The following is a 24,515-nucleotide window of genomic DNA, read 5'->3' as shown; positions in this document are numbered from 1 at the left end:
GCGGCCATGATCCCCGCACTCCAGTGTTTCGCTGTTCTGCCGAGCTGACTTCCACGGGGCTTTCATGCTCTCCTTCATCGCCCAGCGCGTCGTGAAGGGCGTCATCGTCCTTCTCGCCATCATTGTGCTGAATTTCTTCCTGATCCGGCTGGCGCCGGGCGATCCGGCCGTGGTGATGGCCGGCGAAGCCGGCGCCTCCGACCAGCTTTTCGTGGCGCAGCTGCGCGAAAAATTCGGCCTCGACCGTCCGCTGCCGGAACAGCTCCTCATCTACGTCAAGGGCATCGCCAGCCTCGACCTCGGCTTCTCGTTCCGCCAGCAGGCGCCGGTCGCCAGGCTGATCGCCGAGCGGCTGCCGGCGACGCTGCTGCTGACGCTCACCGCGTTCGCGATCTCGCTCGGTCTCGGCATCCTGTTCGGCGCCCTCGCCGCGCGCTTCGCCGGCACGATCCTCGATACTGCAATTACTGTGCTCGCGCTGATCTTCTACGCGACGCCGCTGTTCTGGATCGCCCTGATCGCGATCCTGCTGTTCTCGGTCTGGGTCGATTGGTTGCCGAGCTTCGGCTATGAAACGGTCGGTGCCGGCTATACGGGAGTCCGCCATGCGCTCGACGTCGCCGCACATCTCGCCATGCCGGCTGCCACGCTCGGCCTGTTCTTCATGGCGACCTACACCCGCATGACCCGCGCTTCGATGCTCGAGGTCAAGCGGCTCGACTTCGTCAAGACCGCGCGCGCCAAGGGCCTGCGCGATGGCGTCATCCTGCGCCGCCACGTGCTGCGCAACGCGCTGCTGCCGGTGGTGACTCTCGCCGGCGTCCACGCCGGCACCCTGGTTGGCGGCGCGGTGCTGACCGAGACGGTCTTCGCCTGGCCGGGCATCGGGCGGCTGATGTACGACGCGCTGATCCAGCGCGACTACAACCTGCTGCTCGGCGTGTTCGTGGTCTCCTCGGCCATGGTGCTGATCTTCAATCTCGTCACCGATCTCGTCTACCGACTGGTCGATCCGCGCATTGAGTACGCCTCATGAGGCAGTTCTGGCGCACCATGCTGCGCAGCCCGAGCGGCATCATCGGGCTGATCATTCTCGTTCTGGCGATCGTGATCGCGGTGGCCGGGCCGTTGTACTTTCCCAATTCACCATGGCGCATGGTGCAGCGGCCGTTCGTTCCGCCGTTCACGCTGTCGAAGGTCCCGCTCGGCACCGATGCGCTGGGACGCGACGTGCTCGCCGGCTTGATCTTCGGCGCCCGCGTCTCGTTGCTGGTCGGTCTCGTCTCGACGCTCGTTGCGCTGATCGTCGGCGTGCCGCTCGGCGCCATCGCCGGCTATTTCGGCGGCCGCGTCGATGATGCGCTGATGCGCTTCACCGAGTTCTTCCAGACCATCCCCAGCTTCGCGCTCGCCATCGTGCTGGTCGCGATCCTGCAGCCGTCGATCTATTCGATCGTCGCCGCCATCGGCCTCGTCAGCTGGCCGCCGGTGGCGCGGCTGGTGCGTGGCGAGGTGCTGTCCTTGCGTACCCGCGAATATGTCCAGGCCGCCGTCGTCACCGGCCAGAGCAATGCCTGGATCATCTGGCGCGAGATCCTGCCTAACGCGCTGTCGCCGGTGATCGTGCTGGCCTCGCTGATGGTCGCGACCGCGATCCTCCTGGAATCCTCGCTGTCGTTCCTCGGCCTCGGCGATCCCAACCTGATCTCCTGGGGCTACATGGTCGGCGCCGGTCGCACCGTCATTCGTCAGGCGTGGTGGATCACGGTGTTTCCTGGCGTCGCGATCCTGCTGTCGGTGCTCGGCCTCAATCTGATCGGCGAGGGGCTGAACGATGCGCTCAACCCGCGCCTGTCGCGCGAGGGCAGGTGAGAAGATGGCCGATCCCGTCGTTGCCATCAGGAACCTCCGTATCGCCTTGCCGCCGGGCGCAGAGCGCGCCCATGCGGTCGACGGCGTCTCGTTCGATCTCTCCGCCGGCAAAATCGTCTGCGTGGTCGGCGAATCCGGCTCGGGCAAGTCGATGTGCGCGCATGCGCTGCTCGGCCTGCTACCGGATACTGTCAGAGTCGAAAGCGGCGAGATCCGCTTCGAGGGACGCGACCTGCTTGCCGTCGATGCCGAAGGCTGGCGCGATCTGCGCGGCCGCCGCATCGCCATGGTGTTCCAGGAGCCGATGACCGCGCTCAATCCGCTGATGCGGATTGGCGAGCAACTGATGGAGGTGTTCGAAGCGCATGATCTGCTGAGCCCCCGGGAGCGCCGCGCCAAGGCGCTGGAGCTGGCGCGTGAGGTCGGGCTGCCCGATCCCGAACGGATCATCCGCGCCTATCCGCATCAGCTCTCCGGCGGCCAGCGCCAGCGGGCGATGATCGCGATGGCACTCGCGCTCGAGCCGGCCGTGCTCGTCGCGGACGAGCCGACCACCGCGCTCGACGTCACGACCCAGGCGCAGATCCTCAAGCTGATCCGCAACCTGCAGGCCAGCCACAACATGGCGGTGATGTTCATTACCCATGATTTCGGCGTCGTCGCCGATATCGCCGACGAGGTCGTGGTGCTGCGCCATGGCAAGGTGGTGGAGGAGGGCACGGCCGCCGCCGTGCTCGGCCATCCGCAGCATGACTACACCAAGGCGCTGCTCGCCGCCGTGCCGTCGTTCGATCCGCCGCCACGGCAATCACGCGAGGATGCGCCTCGGGCGGTGGAGGTGATCGGCCTCGACAAGACATATGTGACGCCGACCGGCTGGTTCCGTCCGAAGCGCGAGACCCGCGCGGCGCATGCGGTCAACTTCGCGATCCATCAGGGCGAGACGCTCGGACTCGTCGGCGAGTCCGGCTCGGGGAAGTCATCCGTTGCGCGTCTCGTGATGCGGCTGATCGAGGCCGATCGCGGCACGGTGCGGATCGGCGATGTCGATCTCACGGCGCTGGACGGCCGCGCATTGCGCGCGCAGCGTCATCGCATCCAGATGATCTTCCAGGATCCGTTCGCCTCGCTCAACCCGCGCCGCAAGGTCGGCCGCATCATCGCCGACGGCATGGTTGCGCGCGGCACCGCGCTCGACGCAGCGCTGAAACGCGCGCAGGAATTGCTCGGCATGGTCGGGCTCGACGCCGGCGCCATCGGCCGCTACCCGCATGAATTCTCCGGCGGCCAGCGTCAGCGCATCGGCATTGCGCGCGCGCTCGCGCTCGATCCGGAGATCATCGTCGCGGATGAAGCGGTGTCGGCGCTCGACGTGTCCGTCCAGGCGCAGGTGCTGCGGCTGCTGGAAGATTTGAAGGCGCGCCTTGGTCTGTCGATGCTGTTCATCACGCATGACCTGCGGGTGGCCGCGCAGATCTGCGATCGGATCGCCGTCATGCAGAAGGGCGAGATCGTCGAGCTGAAGCCGACCGCGGCGCTGTTCGCCAATCCCGAACACGTCTATACGCGCGAGCTGCTCGCTGCCGTGCCCGGCCGCAAGCACGGGATGGCGTGATTGTGCGTAAGCCGTCGGCCGGTCGGAACGATGGAGCGCCGGGTCGGGTTCAATTCCTTGCAACATCTTCGGCGTATTTGGATTATAATAGGAAGGGCCCCCGATGAGGCCGCAGGGTGGTCGTTCAAGCCGGTCCGCGCCAAGACAGCGGGCTCCGCCTACCCGAGGCCGTCATTGAACCGTGCCCATGCTATGCCAGTCTCGACAGGATGTCGCAGCGGCGTTCACCATTCCAACGAGGACTGTCATCATGTCGGAGCGCAAGCCAACGGCCGCCGTGCGCGAGGCTCACAAGGCCTTCAAGCCGGCCGAGCCGCCGAGGAGCGACTATGAAAAGGCTCAGACCGCGTTCGATCAGAACCGCGAGCGACTGAAGGCCGAGCGCCTGGCGCGCGAAGCGGCCGACAACGCCGGTAAACAACCGAAAAAGCTGGCGTGAACGCCAGCCTCTTTCCGTCGGGTCCGTCGTTTTCGGCGGACATGCCGTCGTTCGCTCAGCTGCGCGGCGTTGCAGAGGTGAGTGAATCCCGCGGCCGATCACGATCGGGGCGCGTCGAGGTCGTGGAGGGCAGCACGCCCGGCCGCGACGCAGGTACCTTCTTGACCGGCGCAGGCAGCAGGCCTTCGCGGATGGCCAGCTTGCGCGCGACTTTGCGTTGGCGCCTGATCGCATCGGATTTCTCGCGCGTCTTGCGTTCCGATGGCTTCTCATAGGATCTGCGGCGCTTCATCTCGCGGAATACGCCTTCGCGCTGCATCTTCCGCTTCAGGATGCGCAACGCCTTCTCGACGTCGTTGTCACGAACAAGAACCTGCAAAAGTGTCCTCCTTGTCTTCATCTCTATCGATGAAATTAGGTTGGCGAAGCCGATCGGCGCGGCGGCGGGGGAGCGGCGCGCTCAGCAGAGCGGCGTCAATGAAACGTGTTGCTCACAATGTGATGAGCCACGATACGTGCAAGACACGTTGATCCCCTTCGTCGGAAGGCGGGAGCACGAGTGTCTCTCAGCCATCGATGGCCAGGCCGTTACCGATGGTCCTGTGAAGATAAGGGCAATTTGCTGATATTGCCAGCGCGAGCCGACTCACGGTCCCAGCCCTCGGCAAACTATATTTGCCGCGCGGCCTTGTAATCCCCCAGAAAATCTCTACTTTGAGGTAGTTCGATTAGCCGCTGTGCCTTTCTGAATGTGCCCGTGGGCTATTTCCAAAAGTCATTGCTCAGTTGAATGAGGATCGCGTGATGGTCGCGCGATTAATGATTTGGAGATAGACATGCAGGGTACCGTCAAGTGGTTCAACGGCCAGAAGGGCTTTGGTTTCATTCAGCCGGAGGATGGCGGGAACGACGTGTTCGTTCACATCAGCGCGGTTGAACGCGCTGGTCTCGCTGGCTTGGCTGAAGGCCAGAAAGTCAGTTTTGAGGTCAAGACGGACAAGATGCGCGGTAAAACCAGCGCAGAAAATCTCGCGCTGGTCTGATCGTACTGATCTGACGTCTTGGGCCATTTCACGGATGTACTGAAATGGCTGGTTTGCCCGCTCGATCCTGTATTGAGCGGGCTTTCTGCGTCTCGACGGTAACCCGCATCTCCGGAAGGATCAGTCGATGGCCACCAAGAAGATGTCAGAACGCTCCCCCGAAAGCATTGCGCGGTCAGAGCGCCAGCGCGTCGCCGCCGAGGACGGGGCGAAGGCGCGCGCCGAATGGGATCAGCGCGCGACGGCGGTCCGCAAGAACATGGAGCGGCTGCGCGTGTTGCGGCTCGCCAAGGAAGCGGAAGCTGCGCAAGCGGGTCCTGTTGCTGCGCCTGCGCCGAAGCGGCGGAAGAAGGTCGCTCGCTAGGGCTGCTTCATCTCGCCTTCCGACGTCGGCTGCGCCGGTGGAACTAGCGGAACTTCAGATCCGTTGCTGGTGCTCGAACAGACGGGCGATCCATGCCTGATCATTACGCCTCAACCGCGTCCCGCGTACAGATCCGACCTTCGTACCGAGGAGGCTGACGTGGCCAAGTTGACAGCTACAGACGTTCGCATTGCAAAGGACGAGACGCAGCGTGGAGGCCAGACGATCGCATTTGCGCTTGCAATCGGCGCTACGCGGCAGGTCTGTCATCTCGAGACCTGCTTCGGCACACGCAATCAGGCGTTCGCTTATCTGCAGCGAAACCGCACGGCGTTCGAGCAGATGGCGCGCGAGCAGTTCGCCCGTGGCGAGGTGACCGACGGCGTCATCCATCTGCGCATGATCTGAGGCGATCCGCCACGCGCGAGCCTCCGAAGACGCTGCCCGACGCGCTACGCGCCGTTGCTGCTACTCCGCCTTCTGTTTGACCGGAAGCGGGACGCGCTCATAGGACGCGGGCAGATTGACGGGCCGGTAGTCCTGCGATTCCGCGATCCGCATCAGCACGCTCTCGTGGATGAACGCGCCCTCCGGAATGAAGCGCGGCTCGCAATTCGGAATGTAGAATCCGAAACGCGCCTTGCGCTCCGGCCACTCCTTGTACGTCGCGCTCTTCGGCAGCCATTCGAGCAGCCGCCAGGCCGGCCTCATCGAATCGTGCAGGGGGCCCTGGATGCTCGGCGCCACATAGGAGAACGGGCTGTTCTTGCGCTGCACGCCCCAGGCGAGCTGGTTCACCGTGCGCGGATTGACCGCCAGCCCCGCCTCGACGGCCTCGTCGATCATCCACAGCAGCGGATACTTCGAGACCGCCGATTGCGCCTCGGGATAACCGCCGCCGACGTCGCAATGTACGCCGGCGAACCACACCTGCTTGGCGTCCTGCGGTCCAGCATGCGCCTTGTTGAAGCGGTTCGGCGTGAAGGTCTGCGGCATGTTCCACGGCTTCAGCCGGAACATGCAGCGCCGTTCGTCGATCGCAGCGGCCTGCCGGAAAATCTTCACGCTCGGGTTCTCGATCGAGAAGGCGAGCTCCTCGAGGCTGGGGAGGGCGAGGAACCGGTCGGTGCGCGGCACGATGACGCTGGCCACCGTGTCCCACACGCCGACGAAATGGATCGTTGGCCAGCGTGTCGAGGTGATGCGCGCGAATTGCGCGGCCTGGTCGTCGCGGCTCTCGGGAATCGGCCCTTCGTCCTCGGTGCTCTCGACCTCGGTGGTGATGCCGCGTCCGGCCTTCGGATTGTCGGAGGAGTACTTCTTGTAGGCGATCACGCCCGAGCCGGCGAGATTGATCTGATCGGGCGAGATCAGCCCGACCTTGTGGATCAGTCCGGCAAGCACGCGCACGGTGTAGGCGCCGCGTGAGAAGCCGAACAGGAAGATGCGGTCGCCTTGCTGGTAATGCGTGGCGAGGAAGCAGTAGGCCCTGATGATGTTGTCGTCGAGGCCGTACCCGGTGGCGAGCCCCAGCACCATGTTGAAATTGGCCCTGAAGCGATGCCAGCTGTCCGGCTGTGTCAGGGTGCCGACGCCGGGATCGTAGAACACGGCCTGGAGTGGCGTCGTCTTGTCGGTCTTGCGCAGGCAGCGATAGAGCTTGAGCACGTTCGAGATGTTTTCGCTGATCTCGTTGCCGGTGCCGTCGCAGCAGATGACAATGTTCTTCATGACAAAGGAATGTCCGCGATAATGCTACCGCAACGAGTGTAGAGCATCGGGCTGGTGTTGGGGAGGTCGGTTCCTATGGCACTTCGTCTGGGTCGCTGTTGCGCGCCGCGCGACGGACATAGCGAAGTGATCGAATGGCGCCGCCGTACGAACGGATGGTCACTCGACGTGTCCGGTCGCCCCGCGCCGGCTGCCGTGTCCAGAGTTGTCGGCTGGTCACGGCAGCCGCAAGCAAAACGGCCGGATCTCTCGATCCGGCCGTTTCGATATCTCGCTTCGCTCGAAGCCCCGCCTGTGACGCGTCCGGCTTCTGCATCAATCGTGGATTTCGGCTTGCTCTCTCAGCTCGCCTTGGCGACCGGGGCAGCGTCCGCCGCTTTCTTCTCGATGGCGCGCTTTAGCTCCAGCGCGCGCGGCGACAGCGCCGCAGCGTTAGCCTTGAGCAGATAGGCGTCGAGGCCGCCATTGTGGTCGACGCTCTTGAGCGCGTTGGTCGAGACGCGCAGGCGCACGTTGCGGCCGAGTACATCCGAGATAAAGGTCACGTTGCACAGGTTCGGCAGGAAGCGCCGCTTGGTCTTGATGTTGGAGTGGCTGACCTTGTGGCCAACCTGGGGGCCCTTGGCCGTCAGTTCACAGCGCCGCGACATGGCAGTAAATCCTCTCTCATCCCCGCACCCTTCGTCCGCCTGTGTCGGCGGGCCGCGGGGGTCCAAAACTCGTCCAGCTCGTCTCTGGGAGATGCGGTCCTATAGGGGGGATGCGGCTTTTCGTCAAGGTTTTGAGGGATGGGGCCGGTGGCCCCTTAGCCACGCGCCGAATCGCAGGGCTGCCTCGCTTCACGGCGGCGGTATTTGCGCCCGCGGCACGGCGTCCGGCCATAGGCGTCCGCATGGCCGTTTTTCTCCGAAAGACGTCGTACAATCAACATCATAGCCGATCGCCGGAGACCACATAAAGGGCGTATTCGGGCGTGATGAGTGGACGTTCGCGCGATGGCGCGTCAAATTGGCCCGTCGAGCCCGGCGGATTGCAGGGGCTCACGGGGAGTTTGGGCCGCCCGATGCGGCTTCGCCGGAAGCGGAGCCGGACGTAAAGCGCTGGACAATCGGCCAGGATGTGACCGGTTCGCGTTGTTCAGGAGCGTTTTTGGCGTAAGTAACAGCAGTGGCGCGGCACAGGGGCCGGGGCCCGACAAGCGGATCGGCAGGACCATTTCGACGTGACCAACAGCACGGCCTTCTTCCGTTTCCGGCGCCTGGCGGTGGCCGGCTCCATCGCGGCGCTCCTGCTGCTGGCCCCCCACGGCGCCTGGGCACAGGCCCGGCTGGACGCCCAATATGAGGCTTCGCTGGCTGGCATCCCCGTCGGCAAGGGCACCTGGGCGGTCGAAATCGGGGATGATCAGTACGGCGCCGCAGCTCAGGGCGGCACCGCGGGCCTGCTCAAGAGCTTCTCCCAAGGATCGGGCACCGGGTCGGTGCAGGGGCGCGTCGTCAACGGCGCCCTGGTCGGGCAGAGCTACCAGGCCTCGACCACCACGGGAAAGAAGTCCGAGCAGATCCGCATCAATCTGCAGAACGGCACCGTGAAGGATTTCGCCATCGAGCCGACGCCGCCGGTCGATCCCGACCGCATCCCGGTAACGGATGCCCACAAGCGCGGCGTGCTCGATCCGATGACGGCCTCGCTGGTGCGGGTGCCGGGCAATGGCGAGCTGCTGTCGCCGGACTCGTGCCGCGGCGCTGCGCCCGTGTTCGACGGCCGCATGCGCTACGAGCTCAAGCTCGACTACAAGCGCATGGAGAACGTCAAGGCAGACAAAGGCTATCGTGGTCCGGCGCTGGTCTGCGCGGTCTACTTCACGCCGGTTGCGGGCTACATCCCGGACCGGCCGGTGATCAAATATCTCGCCCAGGCCCGCAACATGGAGATCTTCTTCGTGCCGCTCGCGGGCACGCGCATCCTGGTGCCGTTCCGGGTCGTGATTCCGACCTCTTTCGGCAAGGCGATGCTCGAGGCGACCTCCTTCATCACCCAGGCCTCGCCGCACGTCGCGAAAACGCAGTAGCGCGCGGCGGAATCCTCGTTGTCCGGCCGGCGCCGTCATTGCGAGGCCGCCCGGAAAGCCAGCATGTGTGATCCGGCGCGCGGCCTGAACGACGGCTCGCGTGAATCCGTTTGACTCTTCGCCGATTCTGATTCGACTCGGGCCTGCTCGAAACAGCGCCAGTTCCCTCGCGAAAGCGTTGCTTGTCGAGACTGTGAAAACTTGATCTAGTGCTGACTTGATCGCGCGGCGCGAGATGTTGCGGTGAACGAAGCCGGAAAGGCGCTGGAGTCAGCGATTCGGGCGTGATTCGTTCTCAAGGCGTTCCGAAGCTTAAGCTGCGTCCCTATATGCGTAGCAATGTGACACAGGTGTGAGGATCGCAGCCTCTCAGAACGACGATAATTCCAGCATCCATCGCGCCTGACCCGCGCGCCTGCAACGCCGGCCTCGAGACCCAATTTAACGAATGGCTTTTTCGTCTTCTTCGGCAGCCTCGCCTTTCGAGCGCGCGTCCGACCGTGCTCCCGGAAGCGGCGTCACCGCCGTGCTCGGCCCCACCAACACCGGCAAGACGCATCTGGCGATCGAGCGCATGCTCGCGCATTCCTCCGGCATCATCGGACTGCCGCTGCGGCTGCTCGCGCGTGAGGTCTACAACAAGATTGCTGATCGCGTCGGCAGCGAGGCCGTTGCGCTGATCACCGGCGAGGAGAAGATCAAGCCGAAGAACCCGCGCTACTGGGTGTCGACCGTCGAGGCGATGCCCAGGGATCTCGACGTGTCGTTCCTCGCCGTCGACGAGATCCAGATCGCCGCCGATCTCGAGCGCGGCCACGTCTTCACCGACCGCATCCTCAACCGGCGGGGCCGCGACGAGACGCTGCTGCTCGGGGCTGCGACGATGCGCCCCATCATCGAGCGGCTGCTGCCGGGCGTATCGACCGTGACGCGGCCGCGGCTGTCGCAGCTCGAATTCGCCGGCGACCGCAAGATCACGCGACAGCCGCGCCGGACTGCCATCGTGGCCTTCTCGGCCGACGAGGTCTACGTCATCGCCGAGCTGATCCGCCGCCAGCATGGCGGCGCCGCTGTGGTCCTGGGATCGCTGTCGCCGCGAACCCGCAACGCGCAGGTGGCGATGTTCCAGAACGGCGACGTCGACTATCTCGTCGCCACCGACGCGATCGGCATGGGGCTCAACCTCGACGTCGACCACGTCGCCTTTGCGTCCGACCGCAAATATGACGGCTATCAGTTCCGCCGGCTCACGCCGTCGGAGTTTGCCCAGATCGCGGGCCGTGCCGGACGGGCGACGCGCAACGGCACGTTCGGCACCACCGGGCGTTGTGCGCCGTTCGAGCCCGAGCTGGTCAATGCGCTCCAGAACCACACCTTCGATACCGTGAAGGTGCTGCAATGGCGGAACTCCAGGCTTGATTTCGCGTCCTTGAGCGCGCTTCAGGTCTCATTGGCGATCGCGCCGGGGCATGAGGCGCTGACGCGCGCGCCGATCGCGGAGGATCTGCGCGTGCTCGATCATGCCGCGCGCGACGCCGAGGTGCGCGACATGGCGCATGGCGCGGCCGCGGTCGAGCGTCTCTGGGAGACCTGCCAAATCCCCGATTATCGCAGGCTGTCGCCGGCCGCCCATGCGGAGCTGGTGACCACCGTGTTCGGCTTCCTGATGCAGAAGGGGCGTATTCCGGACGCCTGGTACGCCGCACAGGTCGATCAGGCCGACCGCGTCGATGGCGACATCGACACGCTGTCGGGGCGGATTGCACAGATTCGTACCTGGACCTTCGTGGCCAACCGGCCAGACTGGCTGCGCGACCCTGATTATTGGCAGGGGATTACCCGCGAGCTCGAAAATAAATTGTCAGACGCCCTTCATGAACGGCTCACGGAGCGTTTCGTTGATCGTCGTACCAGTGTATTGATGCGGCGCCTGCGGGAGAACAGTGTTTTGAATACGGAAATCGGCAAGACCGGCGAAGTGATCGTTGAAGGGCACGCGATCGGCCGTCTGGATGGATTCACCTTCGCGCCCGACGCCGCCGAAGCCGGCTCGGAGGCCAAGGCCTTGCAGGCTGCTGCCCAGAAGGCGCTGGCCGGCGAGATCGAGGCGCGCGCCGAGAAGCTGTCCAGCGCGCCCGACGAGCACATCGTGCTCACCGCCGACGGCACGGTGCGCTGGACCGGCGACGCGGTCGCCAAGCTGGTCGCGGCCGACGACGCGCTGCATCCGCGCCTGCGCATCATCGCCGACGAGCGGCTGACGGGTGCTGCGCGCGACAAGGTGCAGGCGCGGCTCGATCTCTGGCTGAAGACGCATATCGAGAAGCTGCTCGGCCCGCTGTTCGAATTGTCCAAGGCCGAGGACATCACCGGCATCGGCCGCGGCATCGCGTTCCAACTGGTGGAGGCGCTCGGCGTCATCGAGCGCGCCAAGATCGCGGCCGAGATGAAGGATCTCGACCAGCCGTCGCGCGCCACGTTGCGCAAATATGGCGTGCGCTTCGGCGCCTATCACATCTACGTCCCGGCGCTGCTCAAGCCGGCGGCGCGCGCGCTCGCTGCGCTGCTGTGGGCCGAGAAGCAGGGCAATGTCGACATGTCCGCGCTGACCGGCGCGCAGCATCTGGCGAGCTCGGGCCGGACCTCGTTCCCGGTCGACAAGGCGCTGCCGCGCGATGCCTATCGCGTGCTCGGCTACAAGCAGGCGGGCGAGCGCGCGGTGCGCGTCGACATCCTGGAGCGGCTGGCCGACCTGATTCGTCCCGCCCTGGCCTGGCGCGACAATGCACCGGGCGAAAAGCCCGCCGGCGCCTTCGACGGCCGCGGCTTCGTAGTGACGCAGGCGATGACCTCGCTCACCGGTTCGGCCGGCGAGGACTTCGCCTCGATCCTGCGCGCGCTTGGCTATCGCATGGAGAAGCGCCCGCCCCTGCCGCCCAAGCCGATTGAGAAGCCCGTCGAGGCTGCTGCTGCCGAGGCCGCTGCTGTGGAGACCGCCCCGGCTGAGCCGGCAGAAGCGCAGGCCGTGCCGGGCGAGGACCTCGCGCTTGTCGCCGGCGAGCCGGCCGACGAGCAGGTTCCCACCGTCGCGGAGGCCGCCGTCGCTCCGGTGACCGAGCAGACCGTCGCCGTGCCCGCGGCGGTCGGCGAGGAGCAGGCGGAAACCGCGTCGGTGTCGGCCCTGGCATCGCTGCCGACCGTCGATTTCGTCACGCCGGATGCGGCGGACGAGGCGTCCGTGGCCGAGACGGCTGCCGAAAGCGTCGTCGCCGAGGCGGAAACCGCCGTTGCTGCGGATGCGCCGCAGCCAGAAGCCGCTGAGGCCGTCGCGCACGAGGCAGCAAGCATCGGCGATGCTTCGGCTGAAGCTGCCGCGGCGGAAACTGCTGCTGGATCTACCGCGACCGCGGCTTCTCCGGCCGAGGCCGCTGCTGCCGCCGAGCCCGTCCTGGTCGAGGTCTGGCGGCCGGGCGGGCGCTCGGAGGAGCGCAGGCCGCGCCACGACCATCATCATCGCGGCCGGCCCAACCGTCCGCAGCACGAGCGCGGGCAGGGTGCCGGCGGCGGGCAGGCGCCTGCCGGGACGGCTCCCGCCGAGGGCGGCGAGGCGCGCGAGCGCCATCACCGCGGCCAGGGCCGACGCGACCGGATGAAGGAGTTCGGCAAGGACTTCCGCAAGGGCCCGCCGGAGGCTGGTGCGGCTCCAGCCGAGGGTGCATCAGCGCCGGCCCGCGAGGATCGCGGGCCGCGCCGCGACCATGACGCCAAGGGGCGCGACCAGAACCGCGATCGTAACAAGGGCGGCAAATTCGGTGGTGAGGGGCGCGGCGGCCGCGACTTCGGCAAGGGCGGTCGCGACAAGCGCGACAGCGGTCCGGCGCTGCGGCCCTATGCCTCGAGTGGCGGCGGAGGCCGGGATCGCGACCGTCCGGTCGATCCCAACTCGCCGTTCGCCAAGCTTGCTGCGCTCAAGGAGCAACTCGCGGCGAACAACCGCAAGGATTGAGCGACAAGATCGGTTGGCAAGATAGGTTGGAAGGACAACGCCGACGTCCGACACCCCGTCAGAGCGCCAGCGCCTCGACAAATGGCTGTGGCATGCGCGGCTGGTGAAGGCGCGCACCAGCGCCGCGGCGCTGGTGTCGTCGGGCCATGTCCGGATCAATGGCGTGCGCGAGACCTCGCCCGGCCACGGGGTGAAGACCGGTGACGTGCTGACCATCGCGCTCGACCGCAGCGTGCGCGTGCTCAAGGTGACCGGCTTTGCTGAGCGCCGCGGCGATGCCGCCTCCGTGCGCGGACTGTACGATGATCTGGATGGCGGACGATCCTGATCGATTGCGCCAGATCGGTTGCGCCAGATCGGTTGCGCCAGAGCAATTTCCGGTTCAGTTCTTCGCCCCGCTTCACTTGCGGCACAACACGTCCTGCGCTAGTCCAAGCCAGCCGAATTGTCGATCCGTTCCGGAGCCTTGGATGACTTACGTCGTCACCGAAAACTGTATCAAGTGCAAATACACCGATTGCGTTGAGGTCTGCCCGGTAGACTGCTTCTACGAGGGTGACAACATGCTGGTCATTCATCCGGACGAATGCATCGATTGCGGCGTGTGCGAGCCGGAATGTCCGGCCGACGCGATCAAGCCGGATACCGAGCCGGGGCTGGAGAAGTGGCTGGGCGTGAACGCCGAATATGCCAAGTCCTGGCCCAACATCACCCAGAAGAAGGACCCGCCGGCCGACGCCAAGGAGCACGACGGCGAGGATGGAAAGTTCCAGAAATATTTTTCGTCGAAGCCCGGCGCCGGAGACTGACGGTCGTCTCGCTACCTGCGCGTTCGCCAGCGCGCCCCGGCCTGCGGGGTGCCGTCGCGCCGATCGAAATCGTTACGCGGAAACAATGGCCTAGAACACCTCTTGCGGCGAGCGGGACGCGCTGCACGAGTTGTTCTATTCCGGCACGCTTCACTTAACCCTAACTTCGTGGATCCGTCACAATACCGCCCCTGCGGCCTCTAAATCATTGATTTTTGCGGCAAATGTGCTATATATAGCACATTCTCAGAGCCGAACCCGGCCATGCGTAACCTTTTTTGGCCGCCCTTTTAGGTTCCCGCAACATCAAACAGGGGCGTGGCAGTTCCGCGCGCAGGCTGTGTCACAGAAAACGCGTAAAAAGAGTGCTTCCAAGAGTACAAAAAAAGCCGCCGCGGCCAGCCGCAGCGTTTCCAAGGGCCGTGCCCGGACTCCTGTAAAGGAGATTCGGGCTGCCGCGAAGGCCTCGGCTGCCAAGTCCACTAAGAACAAAAGAAGCGCAATGCCTGAAAAGACTGCCAAGACTGCCGCGAAAGCATCCGCCGCGAAGACCACTCTTGCAAAGGACTCTGTTGCCAAGGCTGCGCCTGCCAAGGCCGCCGCTGCGCCCAAGGCTGCCACCAAGACCGCCGTTCCCGCAGCTGCTGCCCCTGTTGCCAAGCCCGCTGTCGCCGCCAAGCCGGCTGCTCCCGCCGCGGCCGCGCCGCGCGTCGAGGAAAAGAAGCTGCCGACCCAGCGCCAGGGCTTCAAGACCAACGAATTCGTCGTCTATCCGGCTCACGGCGTCGGCCAGATCCTGGCCATCGAGGAGCAGGAGATCGCGGGCGCCAAGCTCGAGCTGTTCGTCATCAACTTCATCAAGGACAAGATGACGCTGCGCGTGCCGACCGCCAAGGTCGCCAATGTCGGCATGCGCAAGCTGTCCGACCCGGCGCTGGTGAAGAAGGCGCTCGAGACGCTGAAGGGCCGCGCCCGCGTCAAGCGCACCATGTGGTCTCGCCGCGCCCAGGAATACGAAGCGAAGATCAATTCGGGCGACATCGTCGCGATCGCGGAGGTCGTGCGCGATCTCTACCGTTCGGAGTCGCAGCCCGAGCAGTCCTACAGCGAGCGCCAGCTCTATGAAGCGGCGCTCGACCGTCTGTCGCGCGAGATCGCCGTCGTGCAGCACTCGACCGAGACCGAGGCCGTCAAGGAGATCGAGACGCAGCTCGCCAAGAGCCCGCGCCGCGGTGCCAAGACCGAAGCCGATGCGGTCGCCGAAGGTGATGCCGACGCCGAGGGCGATGATATCGACGGCGACGACACCGCCGTGGCCGACGAGGCCGCCTGATCGACCGTTAGCGCGTTTTCCAATTAGTTGCTTACGAAAGCCCGGCCGAAAGGTCGGGCTTTTTGTTTGGGATGCACGTCGACGGCACCGCTTCATGGCCATGGTGTAGACGTGCTTGCCGTTCGCGAGTTGGCGATGGACTGCGTGCGAAGGTGGGGCGCTGGTCGCACTTGCTCCGCTGTCGTCCCGGCGAACGCCGGGACCCATAATCCCGGGCGCCTGCAAGGACGCTCGCTGGAGCTCCAGCGCTCAAGCCATTTGCACTTGTGGTTATGGATCCCGGGTCGGCGCCCGGCAACGCTGTCGCGTTGCCGGTCTTGCCCGGGACGACAGTTGTGGTGTGGCCGTCCTGGCATGGCATCAACCCGCCGGGGCAAGCGGGGAATCCGTCCCTCAGCCCGTCACTCCACCACGATCTTGACGCGGTCGCGGACCTTGACCTGGGCGCGGGCGTCGAGGCCGTTGAGAACGCGGAAGCGCTCGACCGGACGGTCGACGCCGGTCATGCGGTGTGCGAGCGACTCGACCGTGTCGCCCGGCTGCACGGTGATCACCTTGATGCGCAGCGGCCGCGCCGACTGGATCTCCTCCAGGCTGAGCCGGCGGAACGAGTTCACCGTCTCCCGCGCATTGCGCTCGCTCTCGGTGGTCTTCTGACGCGAGGCGAAGATGAAGCGGTAGACGTCGCTGCCGACGCGCAGCGCGTAGACCTTGAACTGCCAGGGATCGCCGCTCGCCGAGGTCGAGGCCGCCGGGAAGCCGTTGATCGTCAGCTCCTCGGTCGCCGACTTGTCGACGTTCTCCATCCAGCCGGAATTCAGATAGTCGCCGAGCGTCTGCTGGGCCGGCACGCGCACCACGTCGAAGCGCATCGCCTGGGCGCCGCCTTCGCGCACGCCGATCACCGCCTGCGCGGTGTTGTCGAGCGTGAAGTTCTCCGGCGCCTGGAAGGTGAAGCCGAGCTTCGGATGCAGGAAGCGCCGCCCACGCACGAAGCCCTCGCTCGGGTCCTCGCCGTAGACGATGTTGTCGACCGCAGCCAAGTAGGTCTCGCGGTCATGCTCCCTGGCCTCGGGGGAGACGTATTGCTTGGCGATGGCGGCAGCGTTCTGCACCCGCTCCGGCGTCGCCGGATGCGACGACAGGAAGTCCTGCGCGCGCGGGTCGATCGCCACCTTGCCGGCCTTCAGCTCGGCGTTGCGCTCCATCGAGCTCAGGAAGCGCGCCGCGCCGTAGGGATCGAACTTCGCCTTGGCGGAGATGCCGACGCCGATGCCGTCGGCCTCGAACTCCTGGGTGCGAGAGAAGCTCGCCATCGTCAGCTTGGTCTTGGCGAGCGCCAGCGCCGTCAGGTCCGGATCGTTGCCCATGTCGGAGACGACGCGGGTCACCACTGCGGCTTGCCGCGCCTGGTCCTCGCGAATCGCAGCATGGCGCGCCAGCACATGCGCCATCTCGTGGCTCAGCACCGACGACAATTCGGAGGTGTCGTTGGCGAGCGCGATCAGGCCGCGCGTCACGTAGAGCTGTCCGGTCGGCAGCGCGAAGGCGTTGACCGCACCGGAGTTCAGGATCGTGACCTTGTAGCCCTGGTCGGGCCGATCGGACACGGCCACCAGCCGGTCGACGATCTTGCCGATCAGGCCCTCGAGCTGGGGATCCTCATAGGCGCCGCCATAAGTTGCGAGAATGCGCTCGTGCTCGCGATCGCTGGCCGGCGTCGTCTGCACCATCGCCGGCTTCGGCCGCGGCGTCGGCATCGGCGCCGTCGCCTGCTGCAACTTGCCCATGTCGCTGCAACCGGACAACGCCAGTCCCAGGCACAGCAACGCCGGTGCGATCCACGAACCGCAGTTCATCACCGTCATGCGCTTTCGAACAGACAGGCTCACGTCGCTACTCACGTACCTCAGCGGTCAATTCCCGCTCAAAATCTCGATCTGGGCGATCTGCGTCAGTTCCAGTCTCGGACCCGCATGCGCTTCGATCCAACCGCGCACGCGAATCTGTCGATTCGCAAGTGATTTGACGTCGATGCCGGCACCTTCCAATACCGCCATCATACGCTTTGGAATAGTCACCGCGAAGCCCCGTGTCCAGCTACGAGCGAAGTTCAGATAAGTTGTTGTCCCCGTCTGTCGTACGGACAACACCTTCCCTTCGACAACCGTAAATTGCCCTACGCGAGACAAAATATCGTCTGGACTTTCCGTGTTTTTTATGACGGTCCCAATCTTCCAGAGGCCGCGTCCGGCGCTGCGTGCCTCCGCTTCCGCCGCACCCAGGCTGAGGGCGCAATCCCGGTCCGGCAGGTCGATCCCGCGCAGCACGGCGCCCTGTCGGAGCAGCTCGCTCTGCACCGGCTGGTCCGCACCGGCCACGAAGGCGAAGGCGCGCTGCCGGCCGTAGCGGTCCGGAGTGTCGTCCTCGCCGCGCAGCACGACGTCGCGGCCGCGCAGCAGCACGCCCAGCGCATCGATCGCTGCCGCGCGCTGCTCGTCCGGCGGCGCCTCGATGCCGGCGAGCCTGACCTCTCGGCCGTCGTCGAGACGGAAGCTGCGCGCATCGATGATCTCGCTGACGTGTCCTTCGCCGAGCTCGGCGAACATGCACGGCGAGGCGTGACTCGCCGACATCATCGCGATGATCGCGACGCTCGCACCGAGCGCAATCGGCCTCCATCTGCTCTGCATTCTGCGCACTCTCGCCATGTTGCATCATCGCACGAAATTTCCATTCCACTGAGCGGAAAGCAGCAGCAGCGGTGCCTTTGCTGAGCGCTTGCCGCCTGCGACTACGTACGCCATGATGCGAACTATCAAAGAGGCCGTCGCCATGCAGCGACGCGCCCGGCAGGGAGGATATCTATGACCAGAACCATCCGCGGCGCGGCGGCGTCGCTGTTCATGCTGGCGTCGGCGCTGACGTTGTCCGCAGGCGTGGCGCATGCGCAGAGCAAGCCGCCGCTGAAGATCGGCGGCATTCTCGACATGTCGAGCCTCTACGCCGACATCACCGGTCCCGGCAGCGAGACCGCGGCGAAGATGGCGGTGGAGGATTTCGGCGGCGAGGTGCTGGGCCGCAAGATCGAGGTGCTTGCGGCCGACCATCTCAACAAGGCCGATCTCGCCGCCAACATCGCGCGCGACATGCTCGACAACCAGGGCGTCGAGATGATCTGGGATGTCGCAGCCTCCGCCACCGCGCTGGCCGCCGGCGAGATCGCCAAGGCGCGCAACAAGATCATCATCTTCAACGGTCCCGGCTCTGTCAGGCTGTCCAACGAGGCCTGCGGCCCGTACACCGTGCACTACGTGTTCGACACCTTCGCGCAGGCCAATGTCACGGGATTGGCGGCGGTGAAGTCCGGCCTCGACAGCTGGTTCTTCCTGACCGCGGATTACGCCTTCGGCCAGGATCTGGAGAAGGACACCACCGCCGTGGTGGTGAAGTCGGGCGGCAAGGTGCTCGGCAGCGTGCGTCATCCGCTCAATACGTCGGACTTCTCCTCCTTCCTGCTCCAGGCCCAGGCCTCCAAGGCCAAGGTGATCGGCCTCGCCAATGCCGGCGGCGATACCATCAACGCGATCAAGCAGGCGGCGGAGTTCGGCCTCAGCAAAGGCGGCCAGAAGCTGTCGCCGCTGCTCGCCTTCGTCTCCGACATCGACAGCGTCGGGCTCGAGACGGCGCAGGGGCTTCTGGTCGCGGAAGCGTTCTATTGGGATCTCAACGACGACACCCGCGCCTTCACCAAACGCTTCATGGAGCGCACCAGGCGCGTGCCGACCTCGGCCCAGGCGGGGGTCTATTCCTCCGTCACGCACTATCTGAAAGCCGTGAAGACGGCCGGGACGACCGATGCGGACGCCGTCATGAAGGTGATGCGGGCCACGCCCATCAACGACATGTTCGCCAAGGGCGGCCGCATCCGCGAGGATGGACGCATGGTGCATGACATGTACCTGTTCGAGGTCAAGAAGCCCTCGGAATCGAAGGGGAAGTCCGACGACTACAAGCTGCTCGCGACCGTGTCGGGCGACGAGGCATTCCAGCCGATCGAGGCGTCGCGCTGCCCGCTTGTGAAGAAGTGACGGCCGGGGCCGCGGCATTCCGGGGCGCGCCTGAGCAAGGCGCAAACTCTGCCACGACATCCGTCGTTCCGGGGCAACGCGCAGCGTTGAACCCGGAACCTCGATGTGAGTCCATCAGCTCGGGATTCCGGGTTCGACGCCGACGCGTCGCCCCGGAATGACGGGAGACATGACACCGGGAAACAACAAGGAGCGCCGGCCATGACCACCAACACGACAGTTCTGCAGCATCTCGACTCCGGCCTGCTCACGATCACGATGAACCGTCCGGAGCGACGCAACGCGCTCAATAGCGACATGACCAAGGGCCTGGTCGAGGCGGCGCATCGTGCGGCCAATGATCCGGAGGTCCGTGCGGTGCTGCTCAAGGGCGCCGGCGGCACGTTCTGCGTCGGCGGCGACGTCAAGGCGATGGCCGAAGCCAAGACCGCGCCCTCGTTCGAGACCAAGGTGACGACCTTGCGCGAGCGCATGGAGGTGTCGCGGCTGCTGCACCAGATGCAGAAGCCGGTCGTGGCGCAGATCGACGGTGCGGCTGCCGGCGCCGGCCTGTCGATCGCGCTGGCCTGCGATCTGCGGGTGGCCGGCGAGTCGGCCAAGATCACGACGGCCTTCGCCAAGGTCGGGCTGTCGGGCGATTTCGGCGGCACCTATTTCCTCACGCAATTGCTCGGCAGCGCCAAGGCGCGGGAGCTGTATCTGACCTCGCCGGTCCTGACGGCGCAGGAGGCGCTCACCCTGGGCATGGTCACCAAGGTCGTGCCCGACGCCGAGGTCGAAGCCGCCACGCGCGCGTTGGCGCTGTCGCTGGCGCAGGGGCCGAGCGTGACGCTCGGCTACATCAAGCGCAACATCAACAATGCCGAGACGATGACGCTGGAGGCCTGCTTCGACGCCGAGGCGATGCACCACTCACGCTGCAGCGACACAGAGGATCACAAGGAGGCGGCGAAAGCCTTCGTCGAGAAGCGCGCGCCGGTGTTTCAGGGTCGGTAGCTCCGCGTTCTCCGTCATTGCGAGCGAAGCGACGCAATCCAGGGTCATGGCCTGAGCTCTGGATTGCGTCGCGTCGCTCGCAATGACGCCGCGGGCCTGTGTGAACACGTGATTCCTCAAAGAGGGCTGCGATGGCTTACCTCCACCTCCGTCAGATCTGCCTGGTCGCGCCCCGGCTCGAGCCGGTGGTCTCGGACATCGCCGCGATCATGGGGCTGGAGGTCTGCTATCGCGATCCGCATGTCGCCAAATACGGGCTGGAGAATGCGCTGCTGCCGGTCGGGCCGATCCTGCTCGAGGTGATTGCGCCGACCCGCGATGACACCGCGGCGGGACGCTTCCTCGACAAGACCGGCGGCCGCGGCGGCTACATGGCGATCTTTTCCTGCGATGATCCCGATGGCCGCGCCGCCCGCGCCAACGAGATGGGTGTGCGGACCGCCAACGTGATCGATCATCCGCCCTATCACGGCGTGCAACTGCATCCGCGTGACTGCCGCGCCGCCTTCATCGAGCTCAATCACACCGAGGGCAGCGACGATGTGCTTGGCGCCTATCCGCCCGCCGGGCCGGATTGGACGCGCGCAATCCGCAGCGACGTGACGACGGCGATGACCGAGGTGGTGCTGCGGAGCCCCGAGCCGACCTCGCTCGCCGCGCATTGGGGGCGGATTCTCGACGTGGTGCCGGCGGCCGGCAGCGATGGTGTTGAGCAGTTGTACTTGCCGAACGCCCGTATCCGTGTCGAACCCGGCGAGCGCGAACTCATGAGCGGCCTGACGTTCCGCGTCGCCGATGCTGCACGTGTGACCGACGCCGCGCGCGCCCGTGGCTATGCGGTTTCAGGCGGTTGTTTCACGATTGGCGGCGTTGCCTTCGCGTTGCAGGGGGCGGTCGCCAGTTAGTTGCTCGTCATGCCCGGCCATGACGACGTTGGAAGCTCGAGGCTCGTCACCGCCCCTTGAAGTTCGCGAAGCGCCGCTCCTCCGTTGCCTTGACGCCTTCCTTGAAATCCTCGGTCGCGCGCAGCCGGGTCTGTTCGGCGAGCTCGTGCTCGGTTGCTGCCATCACACGGTCGGCGAGGCTGGCGCGCATCGTCGCGCGGGTCGACAGCAGGCCGAGCGGCGAGCATTCGGCGATCTCGGCGGCGAGCTTCATCGCTGCTGTCCGCACCTGGTCCTGCGGCACGCATTCATTGGCGAGCCCCATCTTCAGCGCCTCTTCGCCGGTGACACGGCGGCTGGTGTAGAACATCAGCTCGGCGTTGTTCTTGCCGATCAGCTCGGGCAGCGTCACCGTCAGCCCGAAGCCGGGATGGAAGCCGAGCTTGGTGAAATTGGCGGAGAAGCGCGCTTCCGGACAGGTGACGCGGAAGTCGGCCGAGACGGCGAGGCCGAGCCCGCCACCGATGGCGGCGCCGTGCACGGCGGCGACGACCGGTTTCCTGCAGCGGAAAATCCGCACGGCCTGCATGTAGAGATGGTTGATCGCCCCGAGGCTGTCGGCCGGATCGCCTTTTGCGCCGGCCGCTTCCTGCGCCTGGCGTGCCGGATCGGTGAAGTTGGCGCCGGCGCAGAACGCCTTGCCCTGCGCCGCCAGCACCGAAGCGCGGATCTCGATGTCGCGGTCGAAGCCTTCGAGCGCGTCGGCGATCTGGTTGATCAGCGAAATGTCGAAGAAGTTGAGCGGCGGCCGGCGAATCTCGATCAGGCCGACATGGCCGTGGATCTCGACCCCGATGTCAGGAAAGTGGGTCATGGTTGTGGTCTCCGATTCTGCTTTCCGAGCGTCATTGCCAGCGCTATCAGTTCGCGACCGCCGGAATGCTGTCTGCCTCACCTCAGTCCCAGCCCGCGGGCGATGATGCCGCGCAGCACCTCGGTGGTGCCGCCCTGGATCGTCAGCTTCGGCGCGGTCTGCATCGCAAATGTCAGCTGGTTCTCCAAGGTCTCGCGATTTCCTGCGTTCTCCTCAACGAAGGCGGCGAGGTCGCGGACGCGGTGCGGCAGCTGCTGCTCCCATACCGTGCCGACGTCCTTGACGATCGAGGCCTCGACCACCGGCTCCTTGCCGGCCTGCAGCATGCCGGCCACCGACACCGACATCCGCCGCATCGCATGCAGCTGCGCTACCAGCCGGCCGATGCCCTCGGCGCTGCGCGTGTCCGGATCGGGACCGACCGCGCGCACCAGCTCGGTCAGCACGTAATAGGTTTCGAGGAAACGCTCCGGCCCCGAGCGCTCATAGGCGAGCTCGGAGGTGGCCTGCTTCCAGGCGCCGTCGATCTCGCCGAGCTGATGATCGTCCGGCACGAAGGCGTCGGTGAAGACGACCTCGTTGAACTCCTTCTGCCCGGTGATCTGGCCAATCGGATTCACCTTGATGCCGGGCGATTTCATGTTCACCAGGAACTGCGTCAAGCCATGACGCCTGTTCTCCTTGGTCGACGGCGAGGTGCGGAAGATCGCGATCATGTAATCGGCCATGTGCGCCGACGTCGTCCAGATCTTCGAGCCGTTGATTAGCCAACCGCCCTCGGTCTTCGTCGCGCGCGTCTTGGCGGCGAACAGGTCGGATCCCGAGTTCGGCTCGCTCATGCCGATCGCGAAGCACAGCTCGCCGCGGCAGATGCGCGGCAGGATGTCCATCTTGATATGCTCGGGTGCGTAGCGCAGCAGGATCGGGCCGCTCTGCCGGTCGGCGACGAAGAAGCGCCTGACGGGCGCGTTGGCGACGCGCATCTCCTCGGTCACGACGTAGCGCTCCAGGAACGAGCGCTCGTGGCCGCCATATTGCTTCGGCCAGGTCATGCCGATCCAGCCGCGCGCGCCGACGCGGGCTGCAAACTCGCGCGCGTCGGCATCCTCGCGCTTGGGCTGGTATGGGTTGAAAGTGCCGGCCGCGATCTCGTCAGCGAGGAAGGCGCGCACCTCCTTGCGCAGCTCCTCGCATTCCCTCGGCAGCCGGATCGGATCGAAACGAAGTGCGCTCATGCAACAATCCTCTTCGTGGTCAGCGCGAGGCGACCAGCGGCCACAGCTCATCGGCGCCGCGCGCAGCGACGCGCCTGCCGAGCTCGACGGCCCAATGACTCTCGGAGCCGAAATCGTCGCGCCAGGCGAGCGCGCGCAGCGAGAAGCGATGCAGGATGTGCTCGGTGGTGAAGCCGATCGCGCCGTGGACCTGATGCGCGATCGCCGCGCCCTTCTCGGCGGCCTCGGCGCAGCGGATCTTGGCCGCGGCGGCTTCGAGAAACACCGCCTCGTCGAATGCGGTGGCCCGCGCGATCACATCCGCGGCCGATGTCGCGGCCGCGCTCGCGGCGGCGCTCTCACCGGCCAGCCGTGCCAGGTTGTGCTGCACCGCCTGGAATTTGCCGATCGGCTTCTCGAAGGCCACGCGCTCACCCGCATAGTTCACGCTGATCGCGAGCAGCCGATCCAGCGCGCCGGCGATCTGCAGTCCGCGGGCGACGCCGCCCATCAGCATCAAGGTCGTGGCGTCGAAGCCCGCCGGTGCCGCTCGGCATGCCAGCGGCGTAATCTTGTCGAACGTCACCGTGTCGCTGGGATCGTTGGCGAGGTTGAGGCCCGCCTCGATGCGCAGGCGCGCGGTCTCGACCAGCGCGATCGACACGCCGTCTCCGCCGTGGGCAAGCACGGCAACATGCTGCGCCGTCCTGGCGAACGGCACGCCGCGGGCGCGGCCGGACAATGTGCCGTCGGTGTCGAGCGTGATCCGGTCTCTCGGATGAGCCGGCGCGATCGTCATGGCGCCGCCGGGCGAGGCAATGCCGCCTTGCTGCAGCAGCCAGCCCGCGAGCAGCGTCTCGGCCAGCGGCACCGCAATCGCAAAACGGCCGGCGGCATTGATGATCTCAAAGCCGTCGGCGAGGTCAGTGCCGGCGCCGCCGAACTCCTCGCCCACCCAGGCGAGCGGCAGGCCGGCCTCGCTCAGCGCCCGCCACAGCGGCGCCGTCCAGCGGCCGTCCTTGTCGTGATTGATCGTCTGCGGGTCGGCGAGATCGGCGAAGATCTTTTCCGCGGTCGCAACGACGATGTTCTCGGCTTCCGCCACAGCGCTCCTCGCCCTCGTTGTCGTCGGTCTCGGCGCGCCATGTCCTGCGCGCGCCGGCGATGTTTTGC

At 65.9% G+C, this 24,515-nt stretch carries 22 protein-coding genes and 1 pseudogene; 15 read left to right on the top strand and 8 right to left on the bottom strand.

Going from position 1 to position 24,515, the window contains the following annotated elements:
* Positions 1-64: 64 nt before the first annotated feature.
* The 4 genes from QX051_RS07860 to QX051_RS07845 all read left to right on the top strand — a co-directional run bounded on the left by QX051_RS07860 (position 65) and on the right by QX051_RS07845 (position 3,926).
* The gene (locus tag QX051_RS07860; RefSeq protein WP_315756918.1) at positions 65-1,036 is read left to right on the top strand and encodes an ABC transporter permease; all 972 of its coding nucleotides are present in this window, start codon (positions 65-67) and stop codon (positions 1,034-1,036) included.
* On the top strand, positions 1,033-1,872 hold the full coding sequence (locus QX051_RS07855; protein ID WP_315775678.1) for an ABC transporter permease: 840 nt from the start codon (positions 1,033-1,035) through the stop codon (positions 1,870-1,872). Before QX051_RS07860 ends, QX051_RS07855 begins: the two co-directional genes overlap by 4 nt.
* A gap of 4 nt (positions 1,873-1,876) precedes the next feature.
* A complete protein-coding gene (locus tag QX051_RS07850) occupies positions 1,877-3,487 on the top strand; it encodes an ABC transporter ATP-binding protein (protein WP_315775677.1) in 1,611 nt (536 codons plus the stop codon).
* A gap of 250 nt (positions 3,488-3,737) precedes the next feature.
* Positions 3,738-3,926 carry a hypothetical protein gene (locus QX051_RS07845; RefSeq protein ID WP_315735157.1) on the top strand — a complete coding sequence of 63 codons (189 nt, stop codon included), beginning with the start codon at positions 3,738-3,740 and terminating at the stop codon, positions 3,924-3,926.
* Positions 3,927-3,981: 55 nt separating this feature from the next.
* Here the strand turns inward: QX051_RS07845 and rpsU are convergent, their stop codons facing one another.
* Positions 3,982-4,305, bottom strand: coding sequence for a 30S ribosomal protein S21 (gene rpsU / locus QX051_RS07840; protein ID WP_315773200.1), 324 nt, complete (start codon positions 4,303-4,305; stop codon positions 3,982-3,984).
* A 457-nt stretch (positions 4,306-4,762) separates the two neighbouring features.
* On the opposite strand from rpsU, the gene QX051_RS07835 reads away from it, so the two are divergent.
* From QX051_RS07835 to QX051_RS07825, 3 genes are all read left to right on the top strand, one after another.
* Positions 4,763-4,969, top strand: coding sequence for a cold-shock protein (locus QX051_RS07835; protein WP_315735153.1), 207 nt, complete (start codon positions 4,763-4,765; stop codon positions 4,967-4,969).
* Between the two features lie 127 nt (positions 4,970-5,096).
* Positions 5,097-5,333: a transcriptional regulator gene (locus tag QX051_RS07830; protein ID WP_315775676.1), complete on the top strand. Its 237-nt coding sequence runs from the start codon at positions 5,097-5,099 to the stop codon at positions 5,331-5,333.
* Positions 5,334-5,492: 159 nt separating this feature from the next.
* The gene (locus QX051_RS07825; RefSeq protein WP_315775675.1) at positions 5,493-5,741 is read left to right on the top strand and encodes a hypothetical protein; all 249 of its coding nucleotides are present in this window, start codon (positions 5,493-5,495) and stop codon (positions 5,739-5,741) included.
* 60 nt (positions 5,742-5,801) lie between these two features.
* Here the strand turns inward: QX051_RS07825 and QX051_RS07820 are convergent, their stop codons facing one another.
* Together QX051_RS07820 and rpmB are read right to left on the bottom strand one after the other, a co-directional pair.
* On the bottom strand, positions 5,802-7,064 hold the full coding sequence (locus QX051_RS07820) for a DUF2235 domain-containing protein (RefSeq protein ID WP_315773201.1): 1,263 nt from the start codon (positions 7,062-7,064) through the stop codon (positions 5,802-5,804).
* 341 nt (positions 7,065-7,405) lie between these two features.
* Positions 7,406-7,714, bottom strand: a complete 309-nt coding sequence (gene rpmB, locus QX051_RS07815) for a 50S ribosomal protein L28 (RefSeq protein WP_315735146.1) — start codon at positions 7,712-7,714, stop codon at positions 7,406-7,408.
* Between the two features lie 641 nt (positions 7,715-8,355).
* Between rpmB and QX051_RS07810 the strand changes: the two genes are divergently transcribed.
* The 5 genes and pseudogenes from QX051_RS07810 (at position 8,356) to QX051_RS07790 (ending at position 15,283) form a co-directional block, all read left to right on the top strand.
* The gene (locus QX051_RS07810; protein ID WP_315735736.1) at positions 8,356-9,135 is read left to right on the top strand and encodes a DUF3108 domain-containing protein; all 780 of its coding nucleotides are present in this window, start codon (positions 8,356-8,358) and stop codon (positions 9,133-9,135) included.
* 448 nt (positions 9,136-9,583) lie between these two features.
* The gene (locus QX051_RS07805; RefSeq protein WP_315775674.1) at positions 9,584-13,141 is read left to right on the top strand and encodes a helicase-related protein; all 3,558 of its coding nucleotides are present in this window, start codon (positions 9,584-9,586) and stop codon (positions 13,139-13,141) included.
* Positions 13,142-13,202: 61 nt separating this feature from the next.
* Positions 13,203-13,469 (top strand): annotated as a pseudogene (locus QX051_RS07800) (RNA-binding S4 domain-containing protein); the annotation flags it as partial.
* Positions 13,470-13,611: 142 nt separating this feature from the next.
* Positions 13,612-13,950 carry a ferredoxin FdxA gene (fdxA, locus tag QX051_RS07795; RefSeq protein WP_315715248.1) on the top strand — a complete coding sequence of 113 codons (339 nt, stop codon included), beginning with the start codon at positions 13,612-13,614 and terminating at the stop codon, positions 13,948-13,950.
* Between the two features lie 502 nt (positions 13,951-14,452).
* A complete protein-coding gene (locus QX051_RS07790; protein WP_315715249.1) occupies positions 14,453-15,283 on the top strand; it encodes a CarD family transcriptional regulator in 831 nt (276 codons plus the stop codon).
* A 401-nt stretch (positions 15,284-15,684) separates the two neighbouring features.
* Here the strand turns inward: QX051_RS07790 and QX051_RS07785 are convergent, their stop codons facing one another.
* Positions 15,685-17,151 carry a M48 family metalloprotease gene (locus QX051_RS07785; RefSeq protein WP_315735734.1) on the bottom strand — a complete coding sequence of 489 codons (1,467 nt, stop codon included), beginning with the start codon at positions 17,149-17,151 and terminating at the stop codon, positions 15,685-15,687.
* Between the two features lie 48 nt (positions 17,152-17,199).
* Positions 17,200-17,976 (bottom strand): thermonuclease family protein, encoded by a 777-nt coding sequence (locus tag QX051_RS07780; RefSeq protein WP_409998073.1) that lies wholly within the window; start codon positions 17,974-17,976, stop codon positions 17,200-17,202.
* Between the two features lie 213 nt (positions 17,977-18,189).
* On the opposite strand from QX051_RS07780, the gene QX051_RS07775 reads away from it, so the two are divergent.
* The 3 genes from QX051_RS07775 to QX051_RS07765 all read left to right on the top strand — a co-directional run bounded on the left by QX051_RS07775 (position 18,190) and on the right by QX051_RS07765 (position 21,275).
* A complete protein-coding gene (locus QX051_RS07775) occupies positions 18,190-19,374 on the top strand; it encodes an ABC transporter substrate-binding protein (protein WP_315775860.1) in 1,185 nt (394 codons plus the stop codon).
* Between the two features lie 201 nt (positions 19,375-19,575).
* Positions 19,576-20,370 carry an enoyl-CoA hydratase gene (locus QX051_RS07770; RefSeq protein ID WP_315775673.1) on the top strand — a complete coding sequence of 265 codons (795 nt, stop codon included), beginning with the start codon at positions 19,576-19,578 and terminating at the stop codon, positions 20,368-20,370.
* Positions 20,371-20,501: 131 nt separating this feature from the next.
* Positions 20,502-21,275, top strand: a complete 774-nt coding sequence (locus QX051_RS07765) for a VOC family protein (RefSeq protein WP_315775672.1) — start codon at positions 20,502-20,504, stop codon at positions 21,273-21,275.
* Positions 21,276-21,321: 46 nt separating this feature from the next.
* Here QX051_RS07765 and QX051_RS07760 read toward each other — a convergent pair whose 3' ends face one another.
* The 3 genes from QX051_RS07760 to QX051_RS07750 all read right to left on the bottom strand — a co-directional run bounded on the left by QX051_RS07760 (position 21,322) and on the right by QX051_RS07750 (position 24,447).
* Positions 21,322-22,128: an enoyl-CoA hydratase/isomerase family protein gene (locus tag QX051_RS07760; protein WP_315775671.1), complete on the bottom strand. Its 807-nt coding sequence runs from the start codon at positions 22,126-22,128 to the stop codon at positions 21,322-21,324.
* 77 nt (positions 22,129-22,205) lie between these two features.
* On the bottom strand, positions 22,206-23,363 hold the full coding sequence (locus QX051_RS07755) for an acyl-CoA dehydrogenase family protein (protein WP_315775670.1): 1,158 nt from the start codon (positions 23,361-23,363) through the stop codon (positions 22,206-22,208).
* A gap of 19 nt (positions 23,364-23,382) precedes the next feature.
* Positions 23,383-24,447, bottom strand: coding sequence for an acyl-CoA dehydrogenase family protein (locus tag QX051_RS07750; protein ID WP_315775669.1), 1,065 nt, complete (start codon positions 24,445-24,447; stop codon positions 23,383-23,385).
* Between the last annotated feature and the right edge of the window lie 68 nt (positions 24,448-24,515).

Source organism: Bradyrhizobium sp. SZCCHNR1053, from assembly GCF_032381235.1.
Lineage (GTDB): Bacteria > Pseudomonadota > Alphaproteobacteria > Rhizobiales > Xanthobacteraceae > Bradyrhizobium.
The sequence above is the reverse complement of the archived record's forward strand: the minus strand, read 5'-3'. Positions and strand labels throughout refer to the sequence as shown.